Origin of the sequence: Pseudomonas alcaligenes (assembly GCF_041729615.1) — a bacterium.
GTDB classification, from domain to species: domain Bacteria; phylum Pseudomonadota; class Gammaproteobacteria; order Pseudomonadales; family Pseudomonadaceae; genus Aquipseudomonas; species Aquipseudomonas alcaligenes_B.
Genome location: NZ_CP154874.1, coordinates 3,330,330 through 3,351,054 on the forward strand (window position 1 = coordinate 3,330,330; position 20,725 = coordinate 3,351,054).

Below are 20,725 nucleotides of genomic sequence, written 5' to 3' on the forward strand. Positions count from 1 at the left end.
CGTCACAGGCGCGGCGCCGGAACCTGGTCGAGCAGCTGCTGCAGCACCTGGTCCACCGACAGGCCCTCGATGTCCAGCTCCGGCGCCAGGCGCACGCGATGACGCAGCACGGCCAGGGCACAGGCCTTGATATCGTCCGGCAGCACGAAGTCGCCGCCGCGCAGCAGGGCACGGGCGCGACCGCCACGCACCAGGGCGATCGAGGCGCGCGGCCCGGCACCCATGGCCAGACCCGGCCAGCTGCGGGTGGCACGGGCCAGACGCACGGCGTAGTCGAGCACCTGGTCGTCGATCGGCAGTTCGCTGGCGATCTTCTGCAGGGCCAGCACGTCCTTGGCCTGCAGCAGGGTGCGCAGCGGCGCCACCTCGAGCATGTCGGCCTTGGCCGAGCGCGTCACCTGGCGTACCAGGCTCAGTTCCTCGTCGGCCTGCGGGTAATCCATGCGCAGCTTGAGCATGAAGCGGTCCAGCTCGGCCTCCGGCAACGGGTAGGTGCCTTCCTGCTCGATCGGGTTCTGCGTGGCCAGCACCAGGAACGGCTGCGGCACCGGCAGGGCGCGGCCTTCCAGGGTGATCTGGCGCTCCTGCATGACCTCCAGCAGGGCCGCCTGGGTCTTGGCCGGAGCGCGGTTGATCTCGTCGGCCAGCAGCAGGTTGGTGAAGGCCGGGCCCTTGCGCAGCTTGAACTGCTCGGACTGCAGGTCGTACACGGCGTGGCCGGTGACGTCGCTGGGCATCAGGTCCGGGGTGAACTGGATGCGCGCGAACTCGCCACCGAAGCACTTGGCCAGGGCGCGCACCAGCAGGGTCTTGCCCAGGCCCGGCACGCCTTCGACCAGCACGTGGCCGCCGGCGATCAGCGCGGTGAGCACGTCGTCGACCACCTCGCGCTGGCCGACCACGGCCTTCTGCAGTTCCAGGCGCAGGGCCTGGAGCATCTGGCTGGCGCGCTGGCGCTGCTGGCCGGCCGGGTTGGCCGCGGGGGCCGCGGCGGCGGTAGTGGTGCTGGGTTGTTCCGGCGTGTGTTCGCTCATAGGGCATTCCTGAGGGTTTGCAGGTTGGCGACCTGGCGGGTGAAGTCGGCGGCGGACAGCCGCTGTGCCGGCAGCGGGCGCATGGCCTGGCTGATGGCGGCGGTGGGTAAGCGGGTGAGGCGGCCGAGCACCTGCCACTGCTCGGCCACCGGCAGGCGTTCGAAGCCGGGGTGGCGATGGCGGGCGCGGCGCTGGATGTCGCGTTGCAGGTTGGCCAGCAGGTGCTGCTGGCCGGCACGCCGCAGGAGGAAGTCGGCGCCGGCGCGCAGGTGTTCCTCCAGCTGGCGACGCGCCGGCGCGGGCTGCCCCTGCAGCGGGCCGTGGCGCAGGCCGACATGCCACAGCAGCAGGCCGATGAGCAGGGCCAACGCCGCCAGCGCAGCGGGATAGTGCTTGAGCAGGAGGCTGAACAGGTCGTCGCGCTGGGCGTTGTAGATCAGGGTCACGACGCTGTCCTGGGTCAGGTACCAGAGCAGCCAGGCGTTGTCATGGTCGCCGATCCTGTCGTTCTGCCACAGCCAGGCGTCGGTCAGCACGGTGACCAGCCCCTTGCCGTGCTCGAGCTGCAGCATGTGGGTGGCGTCGCCGCTGTTGGCCCAGGCGTAGGCGCGGTTCTCGGCATCGAACAGGTGGTACTCGGTGTCGAATTCGACGTAGGCCGGCGCTTCCTCGTTCTCCAGATAGATCTTGGTCAGCTCCGGATAGCGGTCCTCTTCCGTGTCTTGCGCAGCCGTCGCGTCCGCGTCGGACTCGGGCTCGGCCGCTTCCTCATCCTCGGCAGCGGATTCCTGGTCGTCTTCCTCGTCCAGCTCGTAGGTGCTGAACTGCTGCACGCCGAGGGCGTCCAGTAGCAGGTCGCCGCTGCGCTCCTCTTCCTCGTCCCACAGCTCCTCGGCGACGAACACCAGATGGCCGCCCCGGGCGGTCCAGTCCAGCACCTGCTCGGCCTGGCGCGGCGTCATGTTGCGGCGCGGTGCCAGCAGCATCAGGGTGTGTCCGGCGGGCGGCAGGTCGCGCAGCACCTCCAGACCCTCGGCCCGCGTGGCCGCTATCTTCTGCTGGCGCAGGAACAGCTCGGCGGCCAGGTAGTCGTTGGCGCGCGCCTCGGGCGAGGGACCGTGCTTGATGGTTTCCTCGTAGGGCTGCAGGCGCGCCAGGGCCTGCAGGCCGAGCCAGACCAGGGCGATCAGCAGCACGCCACCGAGGGCGAGTTTCAGCGGCCGGTTCATGCCCGTGCCCCTGGGACGAACAGGCGCCGCCAGCCGTCGGCGAGGGCGCGGCCGAGGTTGGCCGGCGGCAGGCGGTGGCCGTAGGCGAGGTTCTGCCAGTGGCGGGTCAGCACCAGGCTGAAGCGTTGCAGGTCCTCGCGCTGCAGGGTCTCGACCAGGCGCAGTACCTCGCCCTCGGTGTGCGAGCCCTTCAGCGGCAGGCGGAAGTCGTGCAGCAGGCGGCTGAGCAGGGCGCGGTAGAGCAGGCCGAGGGCTTCGCGCGGCTGCTCTGCCCAGAGCCGCTCGGCCTCGCCGGCGACGTCCGCGGGCAGGCTCTCCGGAGCCAGCTCCAGGCCGAACAGCTGGCTCGGCATCTCGCGCACGGGGCGCTGCGGCAGGCCCAGGCGCGCGGCGAAGGTGCTCAGCCATTCGCGGTAGCGCCACAGCAGCAGGGCGACCAGCAGGGCCAGGGCGGCCCACAGCAGCACTTCGAAGAACAGCGCCAGCAGGTCGAGGCTGCTCCAGAACTTGCCGAGCTCGAACAGCTTCTCGATCAGCTCGATCAGGTTCTCGATCTCCTCCTCGCTCGGCTCCTCGGCGCTGTCGTCGCCGAAACGCCAACCCCGCACCACCTCGCGGTTCTCGAAGGGCGGTGCATCGAGCAGCTGGGTGATGCTGTCGCGGGCTTCCTGGCTGGTCAGCGGCTGCTGCAGCAGGCGAGCGGCATCCGGGCCCATGGGATCGTCGAAGGGCACCGGGCAGCTGGCACTCGGCTTGGCCGCCAGGGCCTCGCCGCTCGGCAGCAGGGCCAGGCTGGCGCAGCAAACCAGCAGCAGGGCATAGGCGCTGCCGGTGAGACGCTGGCGCAGGCGGCGGAAAGTCAGCTCGATGTCCCAGGCTTCCAGCTCGGTGCGGCGATTCAGGTAGAGGGTGAAGCCGCAGGCCACGTAGATCGGCTCCCAGAACACCAGGACCAGGGCGTAGAGCAGGTTGGACAGGTGCTCCAGCCACAGCCACTCGCCGCTGCTGGCCTCGAACAGCATCTGCCAGCTCCAGTCGATCTGTACCTGCTGCGGGATCAGCAGGTAGAGCAGGGTGATCAGGCCCAGCGACAGCAGGGTTTCCAGGTGGACGCCGAGTACGGTCAGCCAGGTGGCGCCGCCGGCATAGCGTTGCCCAAGCACCGCCAGGCGCTTGCTGCGCGCCTCGCCGGCCAGGCCTTCCAGTTGCAGCACCGGCAGGTCGAAGCTGCGTGTCGGGCTCAGGCGGCGCCAGGTCAGGCTGGCGATCAGCTGCGGCCTGAGCAGGCGCGGCAGGGCCCGGAAGGCTTCCTTGAGGGTAGGTGTGTCGCCGAACAGGGCGCGTGACAGGATGTGCAGCGGCAGGCGCTCCCAGACCGGCTTGAGCCACCAGAACAGCAGCACGGCGACGGTCGGGTACTGCCAGAGCAGGGCGCTGAGCAGGACGAACAGCGGCAAGGTGAGCAGCGCCCAGCTGGCCATTAGCAGGCCCAGGTGGCGGCGCGCCAGGAGCACGCCTAGGTCGATGGCTTCCCAGGCGCTGCGCGGGCGGATGGCGACGCTGGCGTCAGTCAGGCGCATGGCGGGTGCGTCCGGCGAGCAGGAAGTAGGCGATCACCAGCAGCCACAGGCCGGCCCCGACCCAGTACTTGGTCAGCGGACTGGCGTAGGTCATGGACGACCAGTAGGCCTCGACGAAGGCGGCGATCAGCAGGAACAGGATGACCCCGGCGACCAGCCGTATGGCCTGGCCGGCCGCCTGGCGCAGGGCTTCGCCACGGCGCAGGCGGCCGGGGGCGAGCAGCGCCCAGCCGAGCTTGAGCCCGGCGGCGCCGGCCAGGGCGATGGCGGTCAGTTCGAAGGCGCCGTGGCCGATGACGAAGGACCAGAAGGTCTCGCTGTAGCCGATGCGCGTCAGGTGGCCGGCGATGGCGCCGATCACCAGGCCGTTGTAGAGCAGGAAAAACAGGCTGCCGAGGCCGAACAGCAGGCCACTGGCGAAGGTCTGAAAGGCGATGCCGATGTTGTTCATGATGTAGAAGCCGAACATCATCCAGTCGTCGCCGGAGTCGCGTTCGGCGAAGCGGCCGATGCGCCGTGCGCCTGGGTCGTACATCTCCTCCATCTGGCCGACCTGCTCGGCCGGCATCAGGCTGTAGATCACTTCGGGGAACTGCCAGGTGAGCAGGCCCATGCCGAGCAGGCTGCCGAAGAACAGCAGGCAGCCGGCCAGCACGGCGCGCCATTCGCGGCGCACCAGCTGCGGGAAGCCGGCGATGACGAAGCCGATGACCTGTGCGCCCAGGTGGCTGCGGTGGCGATAGAACTGCTGGTGACCGCGCTTGGCCAGTTGCTGCAGGCGGTCGATCAGGTGGCTGCTGTAGCCGCGCTCCTCGGCCAGGGCCAGGTGTTGGCAGAGGTGGCGGTAGTCGATGGCGAAGCTCTCGCAGTCGCGCCGCTCGGCCTTGCCGCGCTCCAGTGCCTGCAGGCGTTGCTCGAAGGCCTGCCAGTCGGCTGCGTGGCGTTGCTCGAAAAGATGCTGCTTCATGCCGACCCCAACAGGCCGCGGGCGATGCCGTTGAGGCGCGCCTCGGCGTGTTCCGGCAGGCTGTCCAGTGGCTCGGCGAGGATCGCCGCCAGCTCGGTGCGGCGCGCGGTGGAGAGACTGCTGCGGCGTTCGGCGAAGTCCAGCACGGCGCGTTGCTCGGCCAGGCTGAGCGGGAAGGGCGCGCGCTCGGCCTCCGCCTCGGGCGGCTGCGGCTGTTTCGGTTCCTCGTCGCGATACACCACCAGAGTGCCGGCGGCCAGGTCGCCGAGGCGTTTGAACTGGCTGTGGCTCAGGCAGCTTATCGCGCCCAGGCAGTAGGCGAACGGCAGCATGTCCACCGCGCGCAGCAGGTTACGGGTCAGCGAGGCGGCCCAGCCCACCGGGGTGCCGTCGTCATGCACCACGTGCAGGCCCATGGCCTTCTTGCCGGGGGTGCGGCCCTGATACAGCACTTCGAACAGCACCGGGTACCACCAGTTGACCAGGAAGTAGAGGATGGTGCCCAGGCCAGCGCCGAACTGACCGAGCAGGCCGAGCAGCACGAAGGCCGCCAGCAGGATGGCGCCACGGATCAACAGGTCGATGCCGAAGGCCAGCGCGCGCGGCATCAGGCCGGCGGGACGGAGGATCAGATCGATGCCCTCGGGCGTCTCAACCAGCAGGCGGGTATCCAGCAGGGGCAGGCCTGGGGCAGCGGACTGGGCGGTGGCGGGCGTGAACGGCATCGGGGCACTGCATCGAAGAAAGGCCTGATGCTAGCCAGCAGCAGGGTGCCAAGGCAATCGGGCCGCCGCGCGGCGGCCCGAACTTCCGGGTGAAATCAGTTGGCCGGCGGCAGTACGCCGAAGATGGTGCGGTACAGCACGCCCATGCTGATGATGAACAGCGGCATGCTCCAGATCAGGCCGATGCCCAGCGGAATCATGCTCAGCGCCATGATCAGGCCGAGCACCAGGAACAGGCCGAAGACCTTGAACCAGTGCTGGCTGATGGCCTTGCGCGAGGTTTCCAGGGCCTGCCAGGGTGACAGGCCGCGCTCGATCACCAGCGGCATCGCCAGCATGTAGGCCACGCCCAGATAGATGCCGGGCAGCAGCAGGAGCAGCGAGCCGATGTAGACCAGGACGGTCATCACCACGGCGGTAATCAGCAGTGGCACGAACAGGCCGAGGCCGCTGAACACCTCGTTGAAACTGACAGGCTGGTTGGCGGCGCGACGGATACCGACCATGTTGACCCCCGCCAGGAAGGGGTAGGTCAGGGCCGAGGCCAGTACCGAGATCACGAACTGGCCGACCAGGATGGCGCTGAGGCTGGCCTCGCTGAGCAGGCCGATGGCGCCGAAGAGGGCTCCCAGCACGCTGGTGGCGACGAACATGACCACATAGAAGATGACCAGGCCACCGAAGATGATGCCCTTGGTGCCTTTGACCAGGCGCCAGGACTCGCCGATGACGTCGCCGATGCGGAAGTCATAACCACGGTTGAGGGCTTCGGCAATGGTCGGGGTCTGGCTGCTGGAGACTTCCTGCAGGTTGCTGACCGGTGCCGCGTAGGGGTTGGGTGCGGTGGAATCGTGCATGGCGTGACTGTCCTTGTGGTTGGTTTTCCTGATCGAGCCATCCTATCGGTTGAGGCATGCCGGCCACAAGGCAGGCAGCGTGAGAGACATCATGCTTTGCTTGCCGCGGCCCGTCCGGCTTGCAGTGATAGACTGGCCGCGTTGCCACCCATGAGGAACCATCTTGTCTGCGAGTATCTTCTGGTACGACTACGAAACCACCGGCATCAACCCGCGCTGCGATCGCCCATTGCAGGTGGCCGGCATCCGTACCGACGAGCAACTGAACGAGATCGGGGCGCCGCTCAACCTCTACTGTCGTCCATCCGACGACATCCTGCCGCACCCGGCGGCCTGTCGCATCACCGGCATCACGCCGCAGGTGCTCGAGGAAAAGGGGCTGGTGGAGGCCGAGTTCATGGCCCGGGTGCATGCCGAACTGGCCCTGCCCGGCACCTGTGGCGCCGGCTACAACAGCCTGCGCTTCGATGACGAGCTGACCCGCTACAGCCTGTATCGCAACTTCTACGACCCCTATGCCCGCGAGTGGCAGGGTGGCAACAGTCGCTGGGATTTGATCGATCTGGTTCGTGCAGCCTATGCCCTGCGTCCCGAGGGCATCGAATGGCCTCGGGACGCGGAAGGACGGGTTTCGCTCAAGCTGGAGCGGCTGACCCTGGCCAACGGCATCGAGCATGGCCAGGCCCACGATGCGCTGTCCGACGTGCGCGCCACCATCAGCCTGGCGCGCCTGCTGCGCGCGCGCCAGCCGCGCCTGTATGACTTTCTCTACCAGCTGCGCAGCAAGGCGCGGGTGGCCGAGCAGATCCGCCTGCTGCAGCCGTTGCTACATGTATCCGGGCGCTTCGCCGGTGATCGTCATTACCTGGCCGTGGTCCTGCCACTGGCCTGGCACCCGAGCAACCGCAATGCCCTGATCGTCTGCGACCTGCAGGCCGAGCCGCAGCCACTGCTGGAGCTGGACGGCGAAACCCTGTGCCGCCGTCTCTACACCCGCCGTGACGAGTTGGCCGAGGGCGAGCTGCCGGTACCGCTCAAGCTGCTGCACATCAACCGCTGCCCGGTGGTGGCGCCGCTGAAGGTGCTGCGGGAGCAAGACCGCGAGCGGCTGCAGCTGGACCTGGACCTGTGCGAGCGGAGGGCTTCCTTGCTGCGCGACAGCCTGCCGCTCTGGCAGGCCAAGCTGGCGGACATCTATGCCGCCGAGGAGTACGCCGGGCTGGATGATCCCGAGCAGCAGCTGTACTCGGGATTTCTCGGCGAGCGTGACCGCCGTCTGTGCGAGCAGGTGCGCCAGGCCTCGGTCGAGCAATTAGCGCGGGATAACTGGGCATTCAGCGATATGCGCCTGCCCGAATTACTGTTTCGCTACCGCGCGCGCAACTTCCCGGGTTCGTTGAACGGCGCCGAGCAGCAGCGCTGGCAGGAATTCTGTCGGATGCGCCTGGAACAGGCGGAAATGGGCGCGCCCAATACCCTGAACAACTTCATGAGCGCCCTGGCGCTGGAGTGGCAGCAGGCGGATGAGGCGCAGCAGGCGGTATTGCGGGCCTGGCAGGAGCACATGGAGCGTTTGCGGGCGAGTTATTGCGGGTAACTGCAAGATAATAAAAAAGCCGGCATCCGCCGGCTTTTTTCAAACTACGGGTGATTAACCCAGCAGGGTGGCCCAGCTTTCCACGGTGGCGGCGCCCCACTTGGCTTTCCACTCTTTTAGGGTCTTGTGATTGCCGCCCTTGGTTTCAATCACTTCGCCGGTGTTGGGGTTCTTGTATTGCTTGACCTTGCGTGCGCGCTTGCCGCTGGCCGGCTTGGCCACACGGGCGGTCTTGCCGCTCTTGGCACCTTCCGGATCGAGCAGGGCAATGATGTCGCGCAGGGATTTCTGATATTCGCCCATCAGGGTGCGCAGTTTGCCTTCGAACTCCAGTTCTTTTTTCAGCTTGTCGTCCTGCGACAGGTTCTTCAGACGCTCTTGCAGTTCCTTAATGGCTTCTTCGGTGGCGCGGTATTCATTGATCAGGGACATGAGGTTCTACCTTGAGTGGACCGGTTGCAGTTGTAATGTGGACTAATAATAGGCAGGCGCCCCGCGCAAGTAAATAACATGGAAATCTTTTGCCGAAATATCCAGGTTGTGTCATCGCCGAGATAACTCCATTGGCAATGTTAGGTAAGCCCTCATTGCCGTGGCGATGTATTTAATGTGACAGCTCAAGTTCGCTTCTGTGCAAGTTGTGGCGCAATCTGCGGTTGCCGCCGGCACATCGGCATTACTGAAGTTTTCTCCGGCTGTGGCTAGAATGGCGCCCTTCGCGAAGTTTCTGGAGTTTCTTCATGCGCACTTTTCGTCTGGTGATCGCCTGCCCGGACCGCGTCGGCATTGTCGCCAAGGTCAGCAGTTTCCTGGCCACCTATAACGGTTGGATCACCGAAGCCAGTCATCATTCCGATGATCAGAGCGGCTGGTTCTTCATGCGCCATGAGATTCGCGCCGACTCCCTGCCCTTCGATCTGGATGGCTTCCGCCAGGCCTTCGCCCCCATCGCCCGCGAGTTTGCCATGGAGTGGCGCATCACCGATTCGGCGCAGCGCAAGCGCGTGGTGCTGATGGCCAGCCGCGAGTCCCATTGCCTGGCCGACCTGCTGCACCGCTGGCACAGCGACGAGCTGGACTGCGAGATCCCCTGCGTGATCTCCAACCACAACGACCTGCGCAGCATGGTCGAATGGCATGGCATTCCCTTCCACCATGTCCCGGTCGATCCGCAGGACAAGGCGCCGGCCTTCGCCGAGGTGGCCAGGCTGGTGGCGGGGTGCCAGGCCGATGCGGTGGTGCTGGCGCGCTACATGCAGATCCTGCCGCCGCAGCTGTGCCGCGAGTATGCGGGGCGGGTAATCAACATCCACCACAGCTTCCTGCCGTCCTTCGTCGGCGCCAAGCCCTATCACCAGGCTTCCCTGCGTGGCGTCAAGCTGATCGGCGCGACCTGTCACTACGTCACCGAGGAGCTGGATGCCGGCCCCATCATCGAACAGGACGTGGTGCGCGTCAGCCACCGCGACAGCGTCGAGGACATGGTGCGCCTCGGCAAGGATGTGGAGAAGATGGCGCTGGCCCGCGGCCTGCGCTATCACTTGGAAGACCGCGTACTGGTGCACGACAACAAGACGGTGGTGTTCGACTGACCGTCGCGCGCGGTGGGAGGACGATATGCTCAGATCGATCAAGGTGCGCGACTACATGGCCACGCACCTGGTGACGTTCAAGGCCGACACCGATCTCTACCGCGCCATCGGCGTGCTGCTGGAACATCGTATTTCCAGCGCACCGGTGGTCGATGAGCAGGGCCGGCTGATCGGCCTGCTGGCCGAGGCCGACTGCCTGCGCGGCATCCTGTCCGGGGCCTACTTCGAGCAGACCGGCGGCCTGGTCGGCTCCTGCATGAATCCGCGGGTGGAAACGGTTTCTCCCGACTGCAGTGTGATCGAGGTGGCCGAGCGATTCCTGCATGGCGGGCACCGCCACCTGCCGGTGGTGGAGGAGGGGCGGCTGCTCGGGCAGATCAGCTGTCACGACGTGCTGCTGGCGGTCAAGGAATTCGCCCAGCATGACGCCGGCCAGCCGGTGAGCGAGAGATGAAATGAAGCAGCCCGGAACCGCGACACCGCCACCCACTCTGGGCGAGGGCTGTGTGCGGCGCTATGACCCGCAGGCGCTGAGCGAGGAGGACGGCACCGAATTTCCCGGTGCCGCCGAGCTGTGGCGCCAGTTGCAGGCGCCGCAGGAGCCGCCGGCGGACGACGACGCGCCCGCCTGAGCCTCAGATACGGAAGCTGTCGACCAGGTGCTTGAGGCGGGTGGCCTGCTGCTCCAGGTCGCCACAGGCGCGCAGGGTGGCCTGCAGGTTCTCCACGCCTTCCTGGTTGAGGGTGTTGATCTCGGTGATGTCCATGTTCAGCGAGTCGACCACGGCGGTCTGTTCCTCGGTGGCGGTGGCGACCGACTGGTTCATGCCGTCGATCTCGCCGATGCGCTGGGTCACGCTGCCCAGGCGTTCACCGGCCTGGTTGGCGATCTCCACGCTCTGCTCGCTGTAGCGCTGGCTCTCGGTCATGGTGGACACCGACTCGCGGGCATCCACCTGCAGCTCCTCGATCATCTTCTGGATTTCCTGCGCCGACTCCTGGGTGCGGTGCGCCAGGTTGCGTACCTCGTCGGCCACCACGGCGAAGCCACGGCCTGCCTCGCCGGCCCGGGCGGCCTCGATGGCGGCGTTGAGCGCCAGCAGGTTGGTCTGCTCGGAGATGCTCTTGATCACCTCGAGGATCTGGCCGATGTTCACCGTCTTGCTGTTCAGCGTCTCGATGTTGCGGCAGGAGGCGCTGATCTTCTCCGACAGCTCGTTCATCGCGGCAATGGTCTTCTGCAGCACCTGGCTGCCGTCCTCGGCCAGGTGACGGGCGTCGGAGGCCTGGTGCGAGGCGTCAGCGGCGTTGCGCGCGATCTCCTGGGCAGCGGCGCCCAGTTCGTTGATGGCGGCCGCCACGCTGTTGGTGCGGCTGGCCTGTTCGTCGGAGTTGGCCATCGACGAGTTGGAGGCGTTGACCACCAGCTTGGCCACCTCGTTGAGCTGCTGGGTGGCCGAGGAGACCTCGCGGATCGAGCCGTGGATGCGTTCGACGAACTGGTTGAAGGAGGTCGCCAGCTCGCCGAACTCGTCGCGGCTCTGCACGTTCAGGCGCTTGGTCAGGTCGCCTTCGCCCTGGGCGATGTCGCGCATGGCCTTGCCCATCAGCAGCAGCGGCTGCATCAGCACGCGGATCAGCATGCCCAGCAGGAACATGATGATGACCACGGCGATGATGGTGGCGATGATGGCCGAGGCACGGAACTCGCTGAGGGTGGCGTAGGCCTTGTCCTTGTCGATGGACAGACCGACGTACCAGTCGACCGAGGGCAGGCCCTTGACCGGGGTGAAGGTGAGGATGCGCTCGACGCCATCGAGCTCCGCTTCGGTCACGCCGGCGCTGACGGTCGGCGTGTTCTGCGGGTAGACCTCCTTGAGGCTCTTCATCACCAGATTCTTGTCCGGATGGACCAGGATCTTGCCGTCGGCGCTGAGCAGGAAGGCGTAGCCGATGCCGTCGAAATCCAGCGAGTTGATGATCTGCACCAGGGTGTCCAGGCTGAGGTCGCCCCCGACCACGCCGCTGCTGCCGGCCGGGGTGGCGATGGTGATGATCAGCTTACTGGTGGCGGCATCCACGTAGGGCTCGGTCAGGGTCGAACCGCCGGCGCTCATGGCGTCCTTGTACCAGGGGCGGGTGCGCGGATCGTAGCCTTCCGGCATCTGCTCGTCCGGGCGCATGGTGAAGGATCCGTCGGCCGAGCCCAGGTAGGTGAAGGCGAAGGTCGAGGTCAGCACCTTGCTTTCCAGGGTCTTGACCAGCGAGTCGGGCGTGGTCGAGTCGTCGATCGACTGGGCCACGTTCTCCACCAGCAGGATGCGCCCGGACAACCAGTTCTGGATGTTGCTGGCGGTGATTTGGCCCAGACTCTCCAGCTCATGCTCCAGATCACTGCGAATGGCATTGCGTTGCAGGTAATCGTTGTACAGGGTGAACAGGGAGAAGGCTGCTATCACCACCAGCGAGGCGGCGAGCAGGATCTTGTGGCTGAACTTCAGGTTCTGGGTCATGGTGGCTTGCGTCCGGTAAGGTCTGGCAGCAGTCTTGTAGGTGGCCGTACGACGCTGCGCCGGCCTTATGGGTAACACCATCTATAACGACATAATTGCAGTAAAGCTTTAGCCCGAGGGATGGCAAGATGCCTGTAACCGATACTTTTGTGCTGGGTGCCGATCCGCAGGGGCAGCCCGTGAGCCAGGCCCTGCGCCTGACCAATCGCCACGGCCTGGTAGCCGGTGCCACCGGGACGGGCAAGACGGTGACCCTGCAGCGCCTCGCCGAACTGTTCAGCGATGCCGGGGTGGCCGTCTTCGCCGCCGACATCAAGGGCGACCTCTGTGGCCTGGGCGCCGCCGGCAATCCGCAGGGCAAGGTGGCCGAGCGCATCGCCAGCATGCCCTGGCTGAATCACAGACCCCAGGCCTATCCGGTGACCCTGTGGGACGTGGCCGGCAAGAGCGGGCATCCGCTGCGCACCACCCTGAGCGAGATGGGCCCGTTGCTGCTGAGCAACCTGCTGGAGTTGACCGACAGCCAGCAGGCAGCGCTCTATGCCGCCTTCCAGGTGGCCGACCGCGAGGGCCTGTTGCTGCTCGACCTGAAGGATCTCAAGGCGCTGCTCAATCACCTCAAGGACAATCCCGAGCTGCTCGGCGAGGATCGCGCGCTGTTCGCCGGAGCCTCGTCCCAGGCCCTGCTGCGGCGTCTGGCGACCCTGGAGCAGCAGGGCGCCGAGGCGCTGTTTGGCGAGCCTGCGCTGCAGCTGGAGGATATCCTGCGGCCCGATGCGGATGGCCGCGGGCGTATTCACCTGCTCGATGCCAGCCGCCTGGTGCACGAGGCGCCCAAGGTCTATGCGACCTTCCTGCTGTGGCTGCTGGCCGAGCTGTTCGAGCAGCTGCCCGAGCGTGGCGATGCCGACAAACCGGTACTGGCGCTGTTCTTCGACGAGGCCCACCTGCTCTTTGCCGACACCCCCAAGGCCCTGCAGGAGCGTCTGGAGCAGGTGGTGCGGCTGATCCGCTCCAAGGGCGTGGGGGTCTATTTCGTCACCCAGTCACCCAGCGATCTGCCGGATGAGGTGCTGGCCCAGCTCGGCCTGCGTATCCAGCATGGCCTGCGCGCATTCACCGCCAAGGAGCAGAAGTCCCTGCGCGCGGTGGCCGACGGCTTCCGCCCCAATCCGGCGTTCGACAGCCTGAGCGTGCTCACCGAACTGGGCATCGGCGAGGCACTGGTCGGCACGCTGGAAGAGAAGGGCACGCCGGCCATGGTCCAGCGCGTGGCCATCGCCCCACCACAGTCGCGCATCGGGCCGCTGAACGAGGCGGAGCGGGCGGCGCTGTTGCGCGGCTCGCCCCAGGCCGGCCGCTACGACAAGGCGGTGGACCGCGAGTCGGCCTACGAGATGCTCATGGCGCGCGCGGCCGAGGTGCCTGCGGAGACGGCGCCGGTCGGCAAGGGCGCGGCGCCGGCGGAGCAAGGCGGGCTGGGCGGCATGGCCGGTGAACTGCTCGGCAGCCTGGCCAGCCAGGTGATGAAGACGGCAGTACGCCAGGCGGCCAACCAGATCGGTCGGCAGCTGGTGCGTGGTCTGATGGGCTCCCTGCTGGGTGGCAGCCGGCGCCGCTGAGGCGTCGGGTCACTCGGTCTCGCGGGCCTGTTCGATTTTTTGCAGCTCCTGCTGGAAGGCCTGGTCCAGCAGGCTCTGGCGCTTGCGCCAGGGTTTGCGCTCGGGGTCGGGCTGGGCTGCGTAGGTGATCACCTCGCCGCCATATACTTCCTTGTAACGTTGCGCCTGACGCTCCAGTTCGGCGCGCAGTTCGTCTTTCGTCACGTGTTCACCCTGATGGAATGGCCGAAACGGCCTGCCTCGATAGTCAGTACCGAAGCTTGAAGTAGAAGCGGCGCAATTATAGCGATGGGTTCTTATGTTTCCATCGCTCGCATGGGTTCATTGGACTATCAGGCGGCCGAGTCGCACGGCGATTTCAGTAAGGCTGGCCGATCCGGCAAGTTGTCTTCGCAACTACTGTCTTCGCATGACTTCCTATGCTTAAGGGTGGAGGAGCGTGACATGAAGAAGTGGCAATGCATCATCTGCGGTTTCATCTATGACGAAGCCTTGGGCTGGCCGGACGAGGGCATCGCGCCGGGAACCCGTTGGGAGGACGTTCCGGCGGACTGGCTATGTCCCGACTGCGGCGCCGCCAAGGCCGACTTCGAGATGATCGAGCTGTGAAGCGCCGGGGCGTGACTGCCCCGGCCTGTCCGTCAGGCCAGCAGGCCCAGTTCGCGCAGTTGCCGGACTATCAGGTCGGCAGCCTCTTCGGCACTGTGCTTGAGCGTCTCGATGCGGATCTCCGGCTGCTCCGGCGCCTCGTAGGGCGAGTCGATGCCGGTAAAGTTCTTCAGTTCGCCGCGCCGCGCCTTCTTGTACAACCCCTTGGGATCACGCTTCTCCACTTCCGCCAGCGGCGTGTCGACGAATACTTCGATGAACTCGCCTTCGGCGACCAGATCCCGAGCCAGCTGGCGCTCCGAACGGAACGGCGAGATGAAGGCGGTGACCACTATCAGCCCGGCATCCACCATCAGCTTGGCCACCTCGCCGATACGGCGGATGTTCTCCACCCGATCGGCGGCGGTGAAGCCCAGGTCCTTGTTCAGGCCGTGGCGCACGTTGTCGCCGTCGAGCAGGTAGGTGTGCACGCCCTGGGCGTGGAGGCGGCGCTCCAGCAGGTTGGCGATGGTCGACTTGCCGGCGCCGGACAGGCCGGTCAGCCAGATCACGCAGGGCTTGTGGCCGTTGAGGCGGGTGCGTGCGGCCTTGTCGACTTCCACGGCCTGCCAGTGGATGTTCTGCGAGCGGCGCAGGGCGAAGTGCAGCATGCCGGCACCCACCGTCTGGTGGGTGTAGCGGTCGATGACGATGAAGCTGCCCATGTCGCGGTTTTCCGCATAGGGGTCGAAGGGCGCGGCACGGTCCAGACTCAGGGTGCAGACGCCGATCTCGTTGAGACCGAGGGTCTTGGCCGGCAGCTGGTCGAGGCTGTTGACGTCGACCTGGTACTTGGGCTGACCCAGTGCGCCGCCGATGCTGCTGGCGCCCAGCTTGATCAGGTAAGGGCGGCCCGGCAGCATGGCCTCCTCGCTCATCCAGACCACGGTTGCCTCGAACTGGTCGGCCACCGCCGGCGGCGCATCAGCCGCGGCGATGACGTCGCCGCGGCTGATGTCGATCTCGTCGCTCAGGGTCAGGGTCACCGATTGACCGGTGACGGCCTGCTGCAGATCGCCATTCAGGGTGACGATGCGTTCGACTCGGCTGGTCTTGCCTGAGGGCAGCACGCGGATGGCATCGCCAGGGCGCACGCTGCCGCCGAGGATGCGCCCGGAGAAGCCGCGGAAATCCAGGTTGGGACGGTTGACCCACTGTACCGGCATGCGTAATGGCGCATCTTCGCGGGCCTGTTCCAGCTCCACCGTCTCGAGGAACTGCATCAGGCTCGGGCCCTGGTACCAGGGCGTGTTCGGGCTGGGCTCGGTGATGTTGTCGCCGCGCAGGGCCGACAGCGGAATGCTCTGGATATGCTCGATGCCGAGCCTGCTGGCAAAGGCGCGGTAGTCGGCGTCGATCTGCTCGAACACTTCCTGCGAGTAATCGACCATGTCCAGCTTGTTGATCGCCAGGACCACGCGGCGGATGCCGATCAGCGACACCAGATAGCTGTGCCGGCGGGTCTGGGTCAGCACACCCTTGCGCGCGTCGATCAGGATCACGGCGACGTCGGCGGTGGAGGCGCCGGTGATCATGTTGCGGGTGTACTGCTCGTGGCCGGGAGTGTCGGCGACGATGAACTTGCGCTTCTCGGTGGCGAAGAAACGATAGGCCACGTCGATGGTGATGCCCTGTTCGCGCTCGGCGGACAGGCCGTCCACCAGCAGGGCGAAGTCCAATTCGCCACCCTGGGTGCCGTGCTTCTTCGAGTCGCTCTCCAGGGCGCTGAGCTGGTCTTCCAGCAGCGCCTTGGATTCGTAGAGCAGGCGGCCGATCAGCGTGCTTTTGCCGTCGTCGACACTGCCGCAGGTGATGAAACGCAGCAGGGTCTTGTGCTGGTGTGCTTCGAGGTACTGCTCGATGTCCTCGTCGATGAGCTGGCGGTGGGCGTTCATCAGAAGTATCCCTCGACTTTCTTCTTCTCCATGGAGCCGGCGCTGTCATGGTCGATGACCCGCCCCTGGCGCTCGCTGGTAGTGGATAGCAGCATTTCGCGGATGATCGCCGGCAGGCTGTCGGCCTCGGACTCCACCGCACCGGTCAGCGGGTAGCAGCCCAGGGTGCGGAAGCGCACGCTCTTCAGTTCCGGCTGCTCGCCGGGGCGCAGCGGCATGCGCTCGTCATCGACCATGATCAGTACGCCGTCGCGCTCCACCACCGGGCGCCGGTCGGCGAAGTACAGCGGCACGATCGGGATGTTCTCCAGGTGGATGTACTGCCAGATGTCCAGCTCGGTCCAGTTCGACAGGGGGAAGGCACGAATGCTCTCGCCGGGCAGCTTGCGCGCGTTGTACAGGCGCCACAGCTCGGGGCGTTGGGCCTTGGGCTCCCAGCGGTGCTGGGCGCTGCGGAAGGAGAACACGCGCTCCTTGGCGCGCGATTTTTCCTCGTCGCGGCGTGCGCCGCCGAAAGCCAGGTCGAAGCCATGTTTGTCCAGCGCCTGCTTCAGGCCCTCGGTCTTCCACAGGTCGGTGTGCAGGGCCGAACCATGGGTGAAGGGATTGATGCCGCGGGCCCGGGCATCCTCGTTGTGGTGCACCAGCAGTTCCATGCCCGACTCGCGGGCCATGCGTTCGCGCATCTCGTACATGGCGCGGAACTTCCAGGTGGTGTCCACGTGCAGCAATGGGAAGGGCGGACGCGAGGGAAAGAAGGCCTTGCGCGCCAGGTGCAGCATCACCGCGCTGTCCTTGCCGATGGAGTAGAGCATCACCGGGTTCTCCGCCTCGGAAACCGCTTCGCGGAAGATGTCGATGCTCTCCGCTTCCAGGCGCTCTAGATGAGTCAGTGGCATATCTGTGCCTCAATGAATCTGTACTGCAGGGTCTATGGGATGCAGCTTACCTGCTTCCCGATCACCGACCTACCTATTGGTGACGACAGGGGCTGCGGTCTTGGGCAGTACGCAGGGGCGATCATTGGTTCTTCCTGAACTGTCTGGCGAAGTCCCAGGCCGCCTGGCTAGCGGAGAAATTGCCGCCAAAGAGCTTGCGGTTGCGCCGGCTGTCGCCACCTGGCCAGACATGTTCGCCACCCGGAATCAGGCGCAACTGCACCGGCGCGTTCTGGGGGCAGTTCCAGCTGGTCAGTGCGGAGCCGTCGGGCATCGCTTGTTCGTTGTGGCCGGCCTTGCAGCCATGGGCCTGGGCGAGTATCTGCAGGGTTTCCGGTACCGAGCGGTGTGCCACGCCGGCGATGGCGTTCTCGCCCATGCCGCCCTGGTAGGGGACGTTGCTGTCGGCGCTGCCATGAATGTGCAGCACGGGGATGTCCTGCGCACCTGGGCAGCTGTTCAGTGCCAGGGTGCCGGATACCGGCACGATCGCGGCGATTTCCCGAGGCATCTCGCACGCCAGGCGGTAGGCCATCATGGCGCCGTTGGAGATGCCGGTGGCGTACACCCGCGAGCGGTCCAGTGGGTGGTGTCTGGCAATGTCGGCGAGCATGCTGTGAATGAAGCCGACATCGTCGATGTTGCGCGCTGCCGCCGGCCCGCAGCACTTGCCGGCATTCCAGGTGCGCCGATTCTTCATCAGGCGGGCCCCTGTGCCATTGGGGTAGGCCACCATGAAGCCGTTGGCGCTGGCAATCCGATTCATGCCAGTGGTTCGCTCGGTCTCGTCGGCATTGCCGAGCCCCCCGTGCATCACGATCATCAGTGGCAGCGGGCCCTGCATGGCATTGGCAGGTATGAACAGCTTGTAGCTGCGCATCTCGCCACCGCTATCCAGCGATAGGAGCCGGCCTTCGCTGGCGGCCTGAGCCTGACCCGCCAGCAGGCTCAGGCCGATGGCAAACAGAGTGGCGAGGCGCATGGGTGATCTCCTCAGCGGTCTTCTTCGGCCTGTTGGATCTCGGCCACGTCCAGGGCAGCATCCTCCAGCTCCCGGACGATGCCGAGGTCACTGCGTAGCTCGATCAGCACCGCTTCCATCCACTGGATGTCGGTTTCGATCTTCTGCCGGAATTTGACGATTTCCTTGAGGCTCAGGTTTTCCGCGGGTCGCCCATGGCCGTCGAACAGCAGGCGTACGCTGGCAGCGATTTCGCGATTGCCGCTGAGGTGCGACAGTTCCCGATCCAGGTAGTGGCGTACGCGCCTGGCCTGCACGCGTTTCTGCAGGTCGTCGCGCAGCATCTGCAGATGCGGCGGCAGTTCGGGCAGTTCATCCAGGGAGCTGGGGTTGCTGATGTTGCCCAGGCGGGGACGTGTTGGCATGGTTCGCCTCGTTCAGTGCGAGTAGCCGAACTCCAGCGCCAGGCGCTGGACCTCCGGCCGCAGGGGAGCACCATCCAGGCGCCATGGCAGCGGCGCGCGCAGCGGGGGCTGCTTGGGTGTGTGCGGTTCGAATACCGGATTGCGCAGGAAGTTGGGGTCGTTGCCGAACAGGGCATTGATCGGGCCGACTCTGGAGAACGGCGACAGCTCGGGGTGCAGCATGTCCTCCAGGGCCTCGATGTCATCGCGCAGGCCCAGCCAGCGGCAGATCTTCGCCAGTTCGGTCAGCGGGTCGGCCATGACGTCCTCGCCTCGTACATGCATCTTCTGCCGCGGCGGGATCTTGGACAGCAGCTCCATGATGTTCAGGTTGATGTCGTGCCAGGCGATCTGCGGGTCGACTATGGCTTCGCTACCGCTGTAGTCGATGGAGTTCACCGACAGGGCGTAGTTGCCTTCCTGGATCTGCATGACCGAATTACCCTGGTTGATCGGGTGCCGGGTCAGGTGCATGTAGAACGCATCCGGATAGGCCGCATAGATGCGCTCCAGGTAGACCGGACTGACCACGTGAGCCGGGCTCTTGTCGATGGCCATCAGCGGCGCGACGGCACCGGTGATCTCGCGGAATACCTCCATGCCGCTGCGGTTCTGTCGCGCCGCCACCCAGTGGTTGGCCATCACCACGGCGCTGCTGCTCTGTTCGCCGGCATAGATCTCGGCCACGGCGCGCAGGATGCCGTGGCGCTGGAACTTGATGAAGGCGGTCTTGCCCTTGCCGTCCTGCCACATCTCGATCAGCCGGTCCACGGTGAACAGGTTCAGTTCCGGCAGCCCGTAGGTCTGCGGATGCTGCCCCAGCATGCCTGCGATCAGCGAGGTGTAGGAGCGTGGCAGGGCCAGGATGAACAGCGGCTGAGTCATCAGACCTTGCTCGCGTAGCCTTCGACGAAGGGCACCTCGAAACACTTCTCATGCATGATCGGGCCGTGGCCGAAGTAGCCATCCTCGCCGAACAGCTCGCCGTGGTCGGCGGTGATGATGAACCAGGTGTTCTCCGGTGCCTTTTCCATCAGTTTGCCGATCAGCCCGTCGACGTACTCCACGCAGCGGATCTGCTGCTGGCGCAGCATTTCCATCTGCTCCTGGTCGAAGAACGCCTCGCTGTCCGCGGCATTGTGCTGGGTTTCGCCGCCGAGGCTCTTGAACACCCCGTGCACGCCGGAGATGCGTGGCAGATTCTCGTCCTTGAGCATGTAGGGATAGTGGGTCTCGCCCAGGTTGAGGAAGTAGTAGTGCGGTTCATCCTCGGGGAAGGTCATCTCCTCGACCATGCCGGCGAAGTCGTTGTGGTTGCTCATCAGCTTGTAATCATCGAAGTGCTGATTGATCGCCGTCTGCTGGTTGAGTACCGGCATCGATACCCGCGCCACGGTGCGATAGCCCAGCTGGCCGAGCACTTTGGGCAGCGACAGCTCGGGGATGAAGTCGCGGAACGACACGTCAGCGATGCCGGTGCGTTCCACCCACTGGACGAATTCCTCCTTGTACACCTCGGAGGCGTAGACCTCGCGCGGCGTGCTGTGCGGCAGCATGCCCATGGTGAAGGCGTAGTGCGAGGGGGCGGTCCAGGAGGCGTAGGAGTAGCGCTTCTGCACCTGGCCGACGCGCTCGATGTTCGGCGTGGCAGCGGCCATGCAGGAGTCGTAGCGGCAGCTGTCCATGATGATGAACACGATGTGGTTGATGGGCGCGCTCATGGGGTTGTCCTCTCTGGGGCTGGGGCGGGCAGGGTGTTCTGCGCGGAAGGCTGGGGGAGTGCCGGGATGGAGGAGTGGCAGGGGGGCGAGGTATCCATACCGTACGGGCTCCTTGATGCGAGTCATGTTCCGCGATGCTGGTGCAGGGCTGCATCAACCGTGCCGTAGTCCTGGCGCAGAACAGTTTCCCGATTGCGATTTACCCCCGCCCCCTCCCGAGGAAGGGGGCGGGGGAGCGTCTCTATTGTTCTTATGGTGCGATGTTATTTTGACAAAATAATTTTGTGTCACATCTTGTGCATGTAATTTTGACACTATTGGATGGCTGGTGGTAAATAGCCAGCAGTAAAGTTTTTGCTTCGTTGTGGTGCGCTTCGCACTG

21 protein-coding genes are annotated in these 20,725 nt (G+C 65.7%); 6 read left to right on the forward strand and 15 right to left on the reverse strand.

What is annotated here, in order from left to right; translation table 11 throughout:
- Positions 1-2: 2 nt before the first annotated feature.
- The 6 genes from AAG092_RS16075 to AAG092_RS16100 all read right to left on the reverse strand — a co-directional run bounded on the left by AAG092_RS16075 (position 3) and on the right by AAG092_RS16100 (position 6,392).
- Positions 3-1,034 carry an AAA family ATPase gene (locus AAG092_RS16075; protein ID WP_373387444.1) on the reverse strand — a complete coding sequence of 344 codons (1,032 nt, stop codon included), beginning with the start codon at positions 1,032-1,034 and terminating at the stop codon, positions 3-5.
- Entirely contained in the window at positions 1,031-2,263 is a 1,233-nt protein-coding gene (locus AAG092_RS16080) for a DUF4350 domain-containing protein (protein WP_373387445.1), read from the reverse strand. Before AAG092_RS16080 ends, AAG092_RS16075 begins: the two co-directional genes overlap by 4 nt.
- The gene (locus tag AAG092_RS16085; protein ID WP_373387446.1) at positions 2,260-3,843 is read right to left on the reverse strand and encodes a DUF4129 domain-containing protein; all 1,584 of its coding nucleotides are present in this window, start codon (positions 3,841-3,843) and stop codon (positions 2,260-2,262) included. The genes AAG092_RS16080 and AAG092_RS16085 overlap by 4 nt, the downstream gene beginning before the upstream one ends.
- Entirely contained in the window at positions 3,830-4,810 is a 981-nt protein-coding gene (locus AAG092_RS16090; RefSeq protein WP_373387447.1) for a stage II sporulation protein M, read from the reverse strand. Before AAG092_RS16090 ends, AAG092_RS16085 begins: the two co-directional genes overlap by 14 nt.
- Positions 4,807-5,535, reverse strand: coding sequence for an RDD family protein (locus AAG092_RS16095; protein WP_373387448.1), 729 nt, complete (start codon positions 5,533-5,535; stop codon positions 4,807-4,809). The genes AAG092_RS16090 and AAG092_RS16095 overlap by 4 nt, the downstream gene beginning before the upstream one ends.
- Before the next feature lie 95 nt (positions 5,536-5,630).
- Positions 5,631-6,392, reverse strand: a complete 762-nt coding sequence (locus AAG092_RS16100; protein WP_373387449.1) for a hypothetical protein — start codon at positions 6,390-6,392, stop codon at positions 5,631-5,633.
- 163 nt (positions 6,393-6,555) lie between these two features.
- Here AAG092_RS16100 and sbcB point away from each other — a divergent pair, with 163 nt between their 5' ends.
- The gene (gene sbcB / locus AAG092_RS16105) at positions 6,556-7,989 is read left to right on the forward strand and encodes an exodeoxyribonuclease I (protein ID WP_373387450.1); all 1,434 of its coding nucleotides are present in this window, start codon (positions 6,556-6,558) and stop codon (positions 7,987-7,989) included.
- Positions 7,990-8,043: 54 nt separating this feature from the next.
- On the opposite strand, the gene mvaT is transcribed toward sbcB, so the two are convergent.
- Positions 8,044-8,421, reverse strand: a complete 378-nt coding sequence (gene mvaT / locus AAG092_RS16110) for a histone-like nucleoid-structuring protein MvaT (protein ID WP_373387451.1) — start codon at positions 8,419-8,421, stop codon at positions 8,044-8,046.
- A gap of 308 nt (positions 8,422-8,729) precedes the next feature.
- Here mvaT and purU point away from each other — a divergent pair, with 308 nt between their 5' ends.
- Genes purU through AAG092_RS16125 form a run of 3 tightly spaced genes read left to right on the forward strand, consistent with a single transcriptional unit; the run spans position 8,730 to position 10,213 of the window.
- Positions 8,730-9,581, forward strand: coding sequence for a formyltetrahydrofolate deformylase (gene purU / locus AAG092_RS16115; RefSeq protein ID WP_373387452.1), 852 nt, complete (start codon positions 8,730-8,732; stop codon positions 9,579-9,581).
- 25 nt (positions 9,582-9,606) lie between these two features.
- Entirely contained in the window at positions 9,607-10,035 is a 429-nt protein-coding gene (locus AAG092_RS16120; RefSeq protein WP_373387453.1) for a CBS domain-containing protein, read from the forward strand.
- A 1-nt stretch (position 10,036) separates the two neighbouring features.
- Positions 10,037-10,213 (forward strand): hypothetical protein, encoded by a 177-nt coding sequence (locus AAG092_RS16125; RefSeq protein ID WP_373387454.1) that lies wholly within the window; start codon positions 10,037-10,039, stop codon positions 10,211-10,213.
- Positions 10,214-10,216: 3 nt separating this feature from the next.
- On the opposite strand, the gene AAG092_RS16130 is transcribed toward AAG092_RS16125, so the two are convergent.
- A complete protein-coding gene (locus tag AAG092_RS16130) occupies positions 10,217-12,094 on the reverse strand; it encodes a methyl-accepting chemotaxis protein (protein WP_373387456.1) in 1,878 nt (625 codons plus the stop codon).
- 128 nt (positions 12,095-12,222) lie between these two features.
- Between AAG092_RS16130 and AAG092_RS16135 the strand changes: the two genes are divergently transcribed.
- Positions 12,223-13,716 carry a helicase HerA-like domain-containing protein gene (locus AAG092_RS16135; RefSeq protein ID WP_373387457.1) on the forward strand — a complete coding sequence of 498 codons (1,494 nt, stop codon included), beginning with the start codon at positions 12,223-12,225 and terminating at the stop codon, positions 13,714-13,716.
- Positions 13,717-13,725: 9 nt separating this feature from the next.
- Here the strand turns inward: AAG092_RS16135 and AAG092_RS16140 are convergent, their stop codons facing one another.
- Positions 13,726-13,920: a hypothetical protein gene (locus AAG092_RS16140; protein ID WP_373387458.1), complete on the reverse strand. Its 195-nt coding sequence runs from the start codon at positions 13,918-13,920 to the stop codon at positions 13,726-13,728.
- Positions 13,921-14,160: 240 nt separating this feature from the next.
- On the opposite strand from AAG092_RS16140, the gene AAG092_RS16145 reads away from it, so the two are divergent.
- Positions 14,161-14,325, forward strand: coding sequence for a rubredoxin (locus AAG092_RS16145; RefSeq protein WP_373387459.1), 165 nt, complete (start codon positions 14,161-14,163; stop codon positions 14,323-14,325).
- Positions 14,326-14,357: 32 nt separating this feature from the next.
- On the opposite strand, the gene cysN is transcribed toward AAG092_RS16145, so the two are convergent.
- The 6 genes from cysN to AAG092_RS16175 form a co-directional block, all read right to left on the reverse strand.
- Positions 14,358-16,259 (reverse strand): sulfate adenylyltransferase subunit CysN, encoded by a 1,902-nt coding sequence (gene cysN / locus AAG092_RS16150; RefSeq protein ID WP_373387460.1) that lies wholly within the window; start codon positions 16,257-16,259, stop codon positions 14,358-14,360.
- Entirely contained in the window at positions 16,259-17,158 is a 900-nt protein-coding gene (cysD, locus tag AAG092_RS16155) for a sulfate adenylyltransferase subunit CysD (protein ID WP_076580810.1), read from the reverse strand. The genes cysN and cysD overlap by 1 nt, the downstream gene beginning before the upstream one ends.
- 121 nt (positions 17,159-17,279) lie before the next feature.
- The gene (locus AAG092_RS16160; protein ID WP_373387461.1) at positions 17,280-18,179 is read right to left on the reverse strand and encodes a PHB depolymerase family esterase; all 900 of its coding nucleotides are present in this window, start codon (positions 18,177-18,179) and stop codon (positions 17,280-17,282) included.
- A gap of 11 nt (positions 18,180-18,190) precedes the next feature.
- On the reverse strand, positions 18,191-18,583 hold the full coding sequence (locus tag AAG092_RS16165; protein ID WP_373387462.1) for a hypothetical protein: 393 nt from the start codon (positions 18,581-18,583) through the stop codon (positions 18,191-18,193).
- A 12-nt stretch (positions 18,584-18,595) separates the two neighbouring features.
- Positions 18,596-19,507: a sulfotransferase gene (locus AAG092_RS16170; protein ID WP_373387463.1), complete on the reverse strand. Its 912-nt coding sequence runs from the start codon at positions 19,505-19,507 to the stop codon at positions 18,596-18,598.
- Positions 19,507-20,343 carry a sulfatase-like hydrolase/transferase gene (locus AAG092_RS16175; RefSeq protein ID WP_373387464.1) on the reverse strand — a complete coding sequence of 279 codons (837 nt, stop codon included), beginning with the start codon at positions 20,341-20,343 and terminating at the stop codon, positions 19,507-19,509. Before AAG092_RS16175 ends, AAG092_RS16170 begins: the two co-directional genes overlap by 1 nt.
- Positions 20,344-20,725 lie beyond the last annotated feature (382 nt).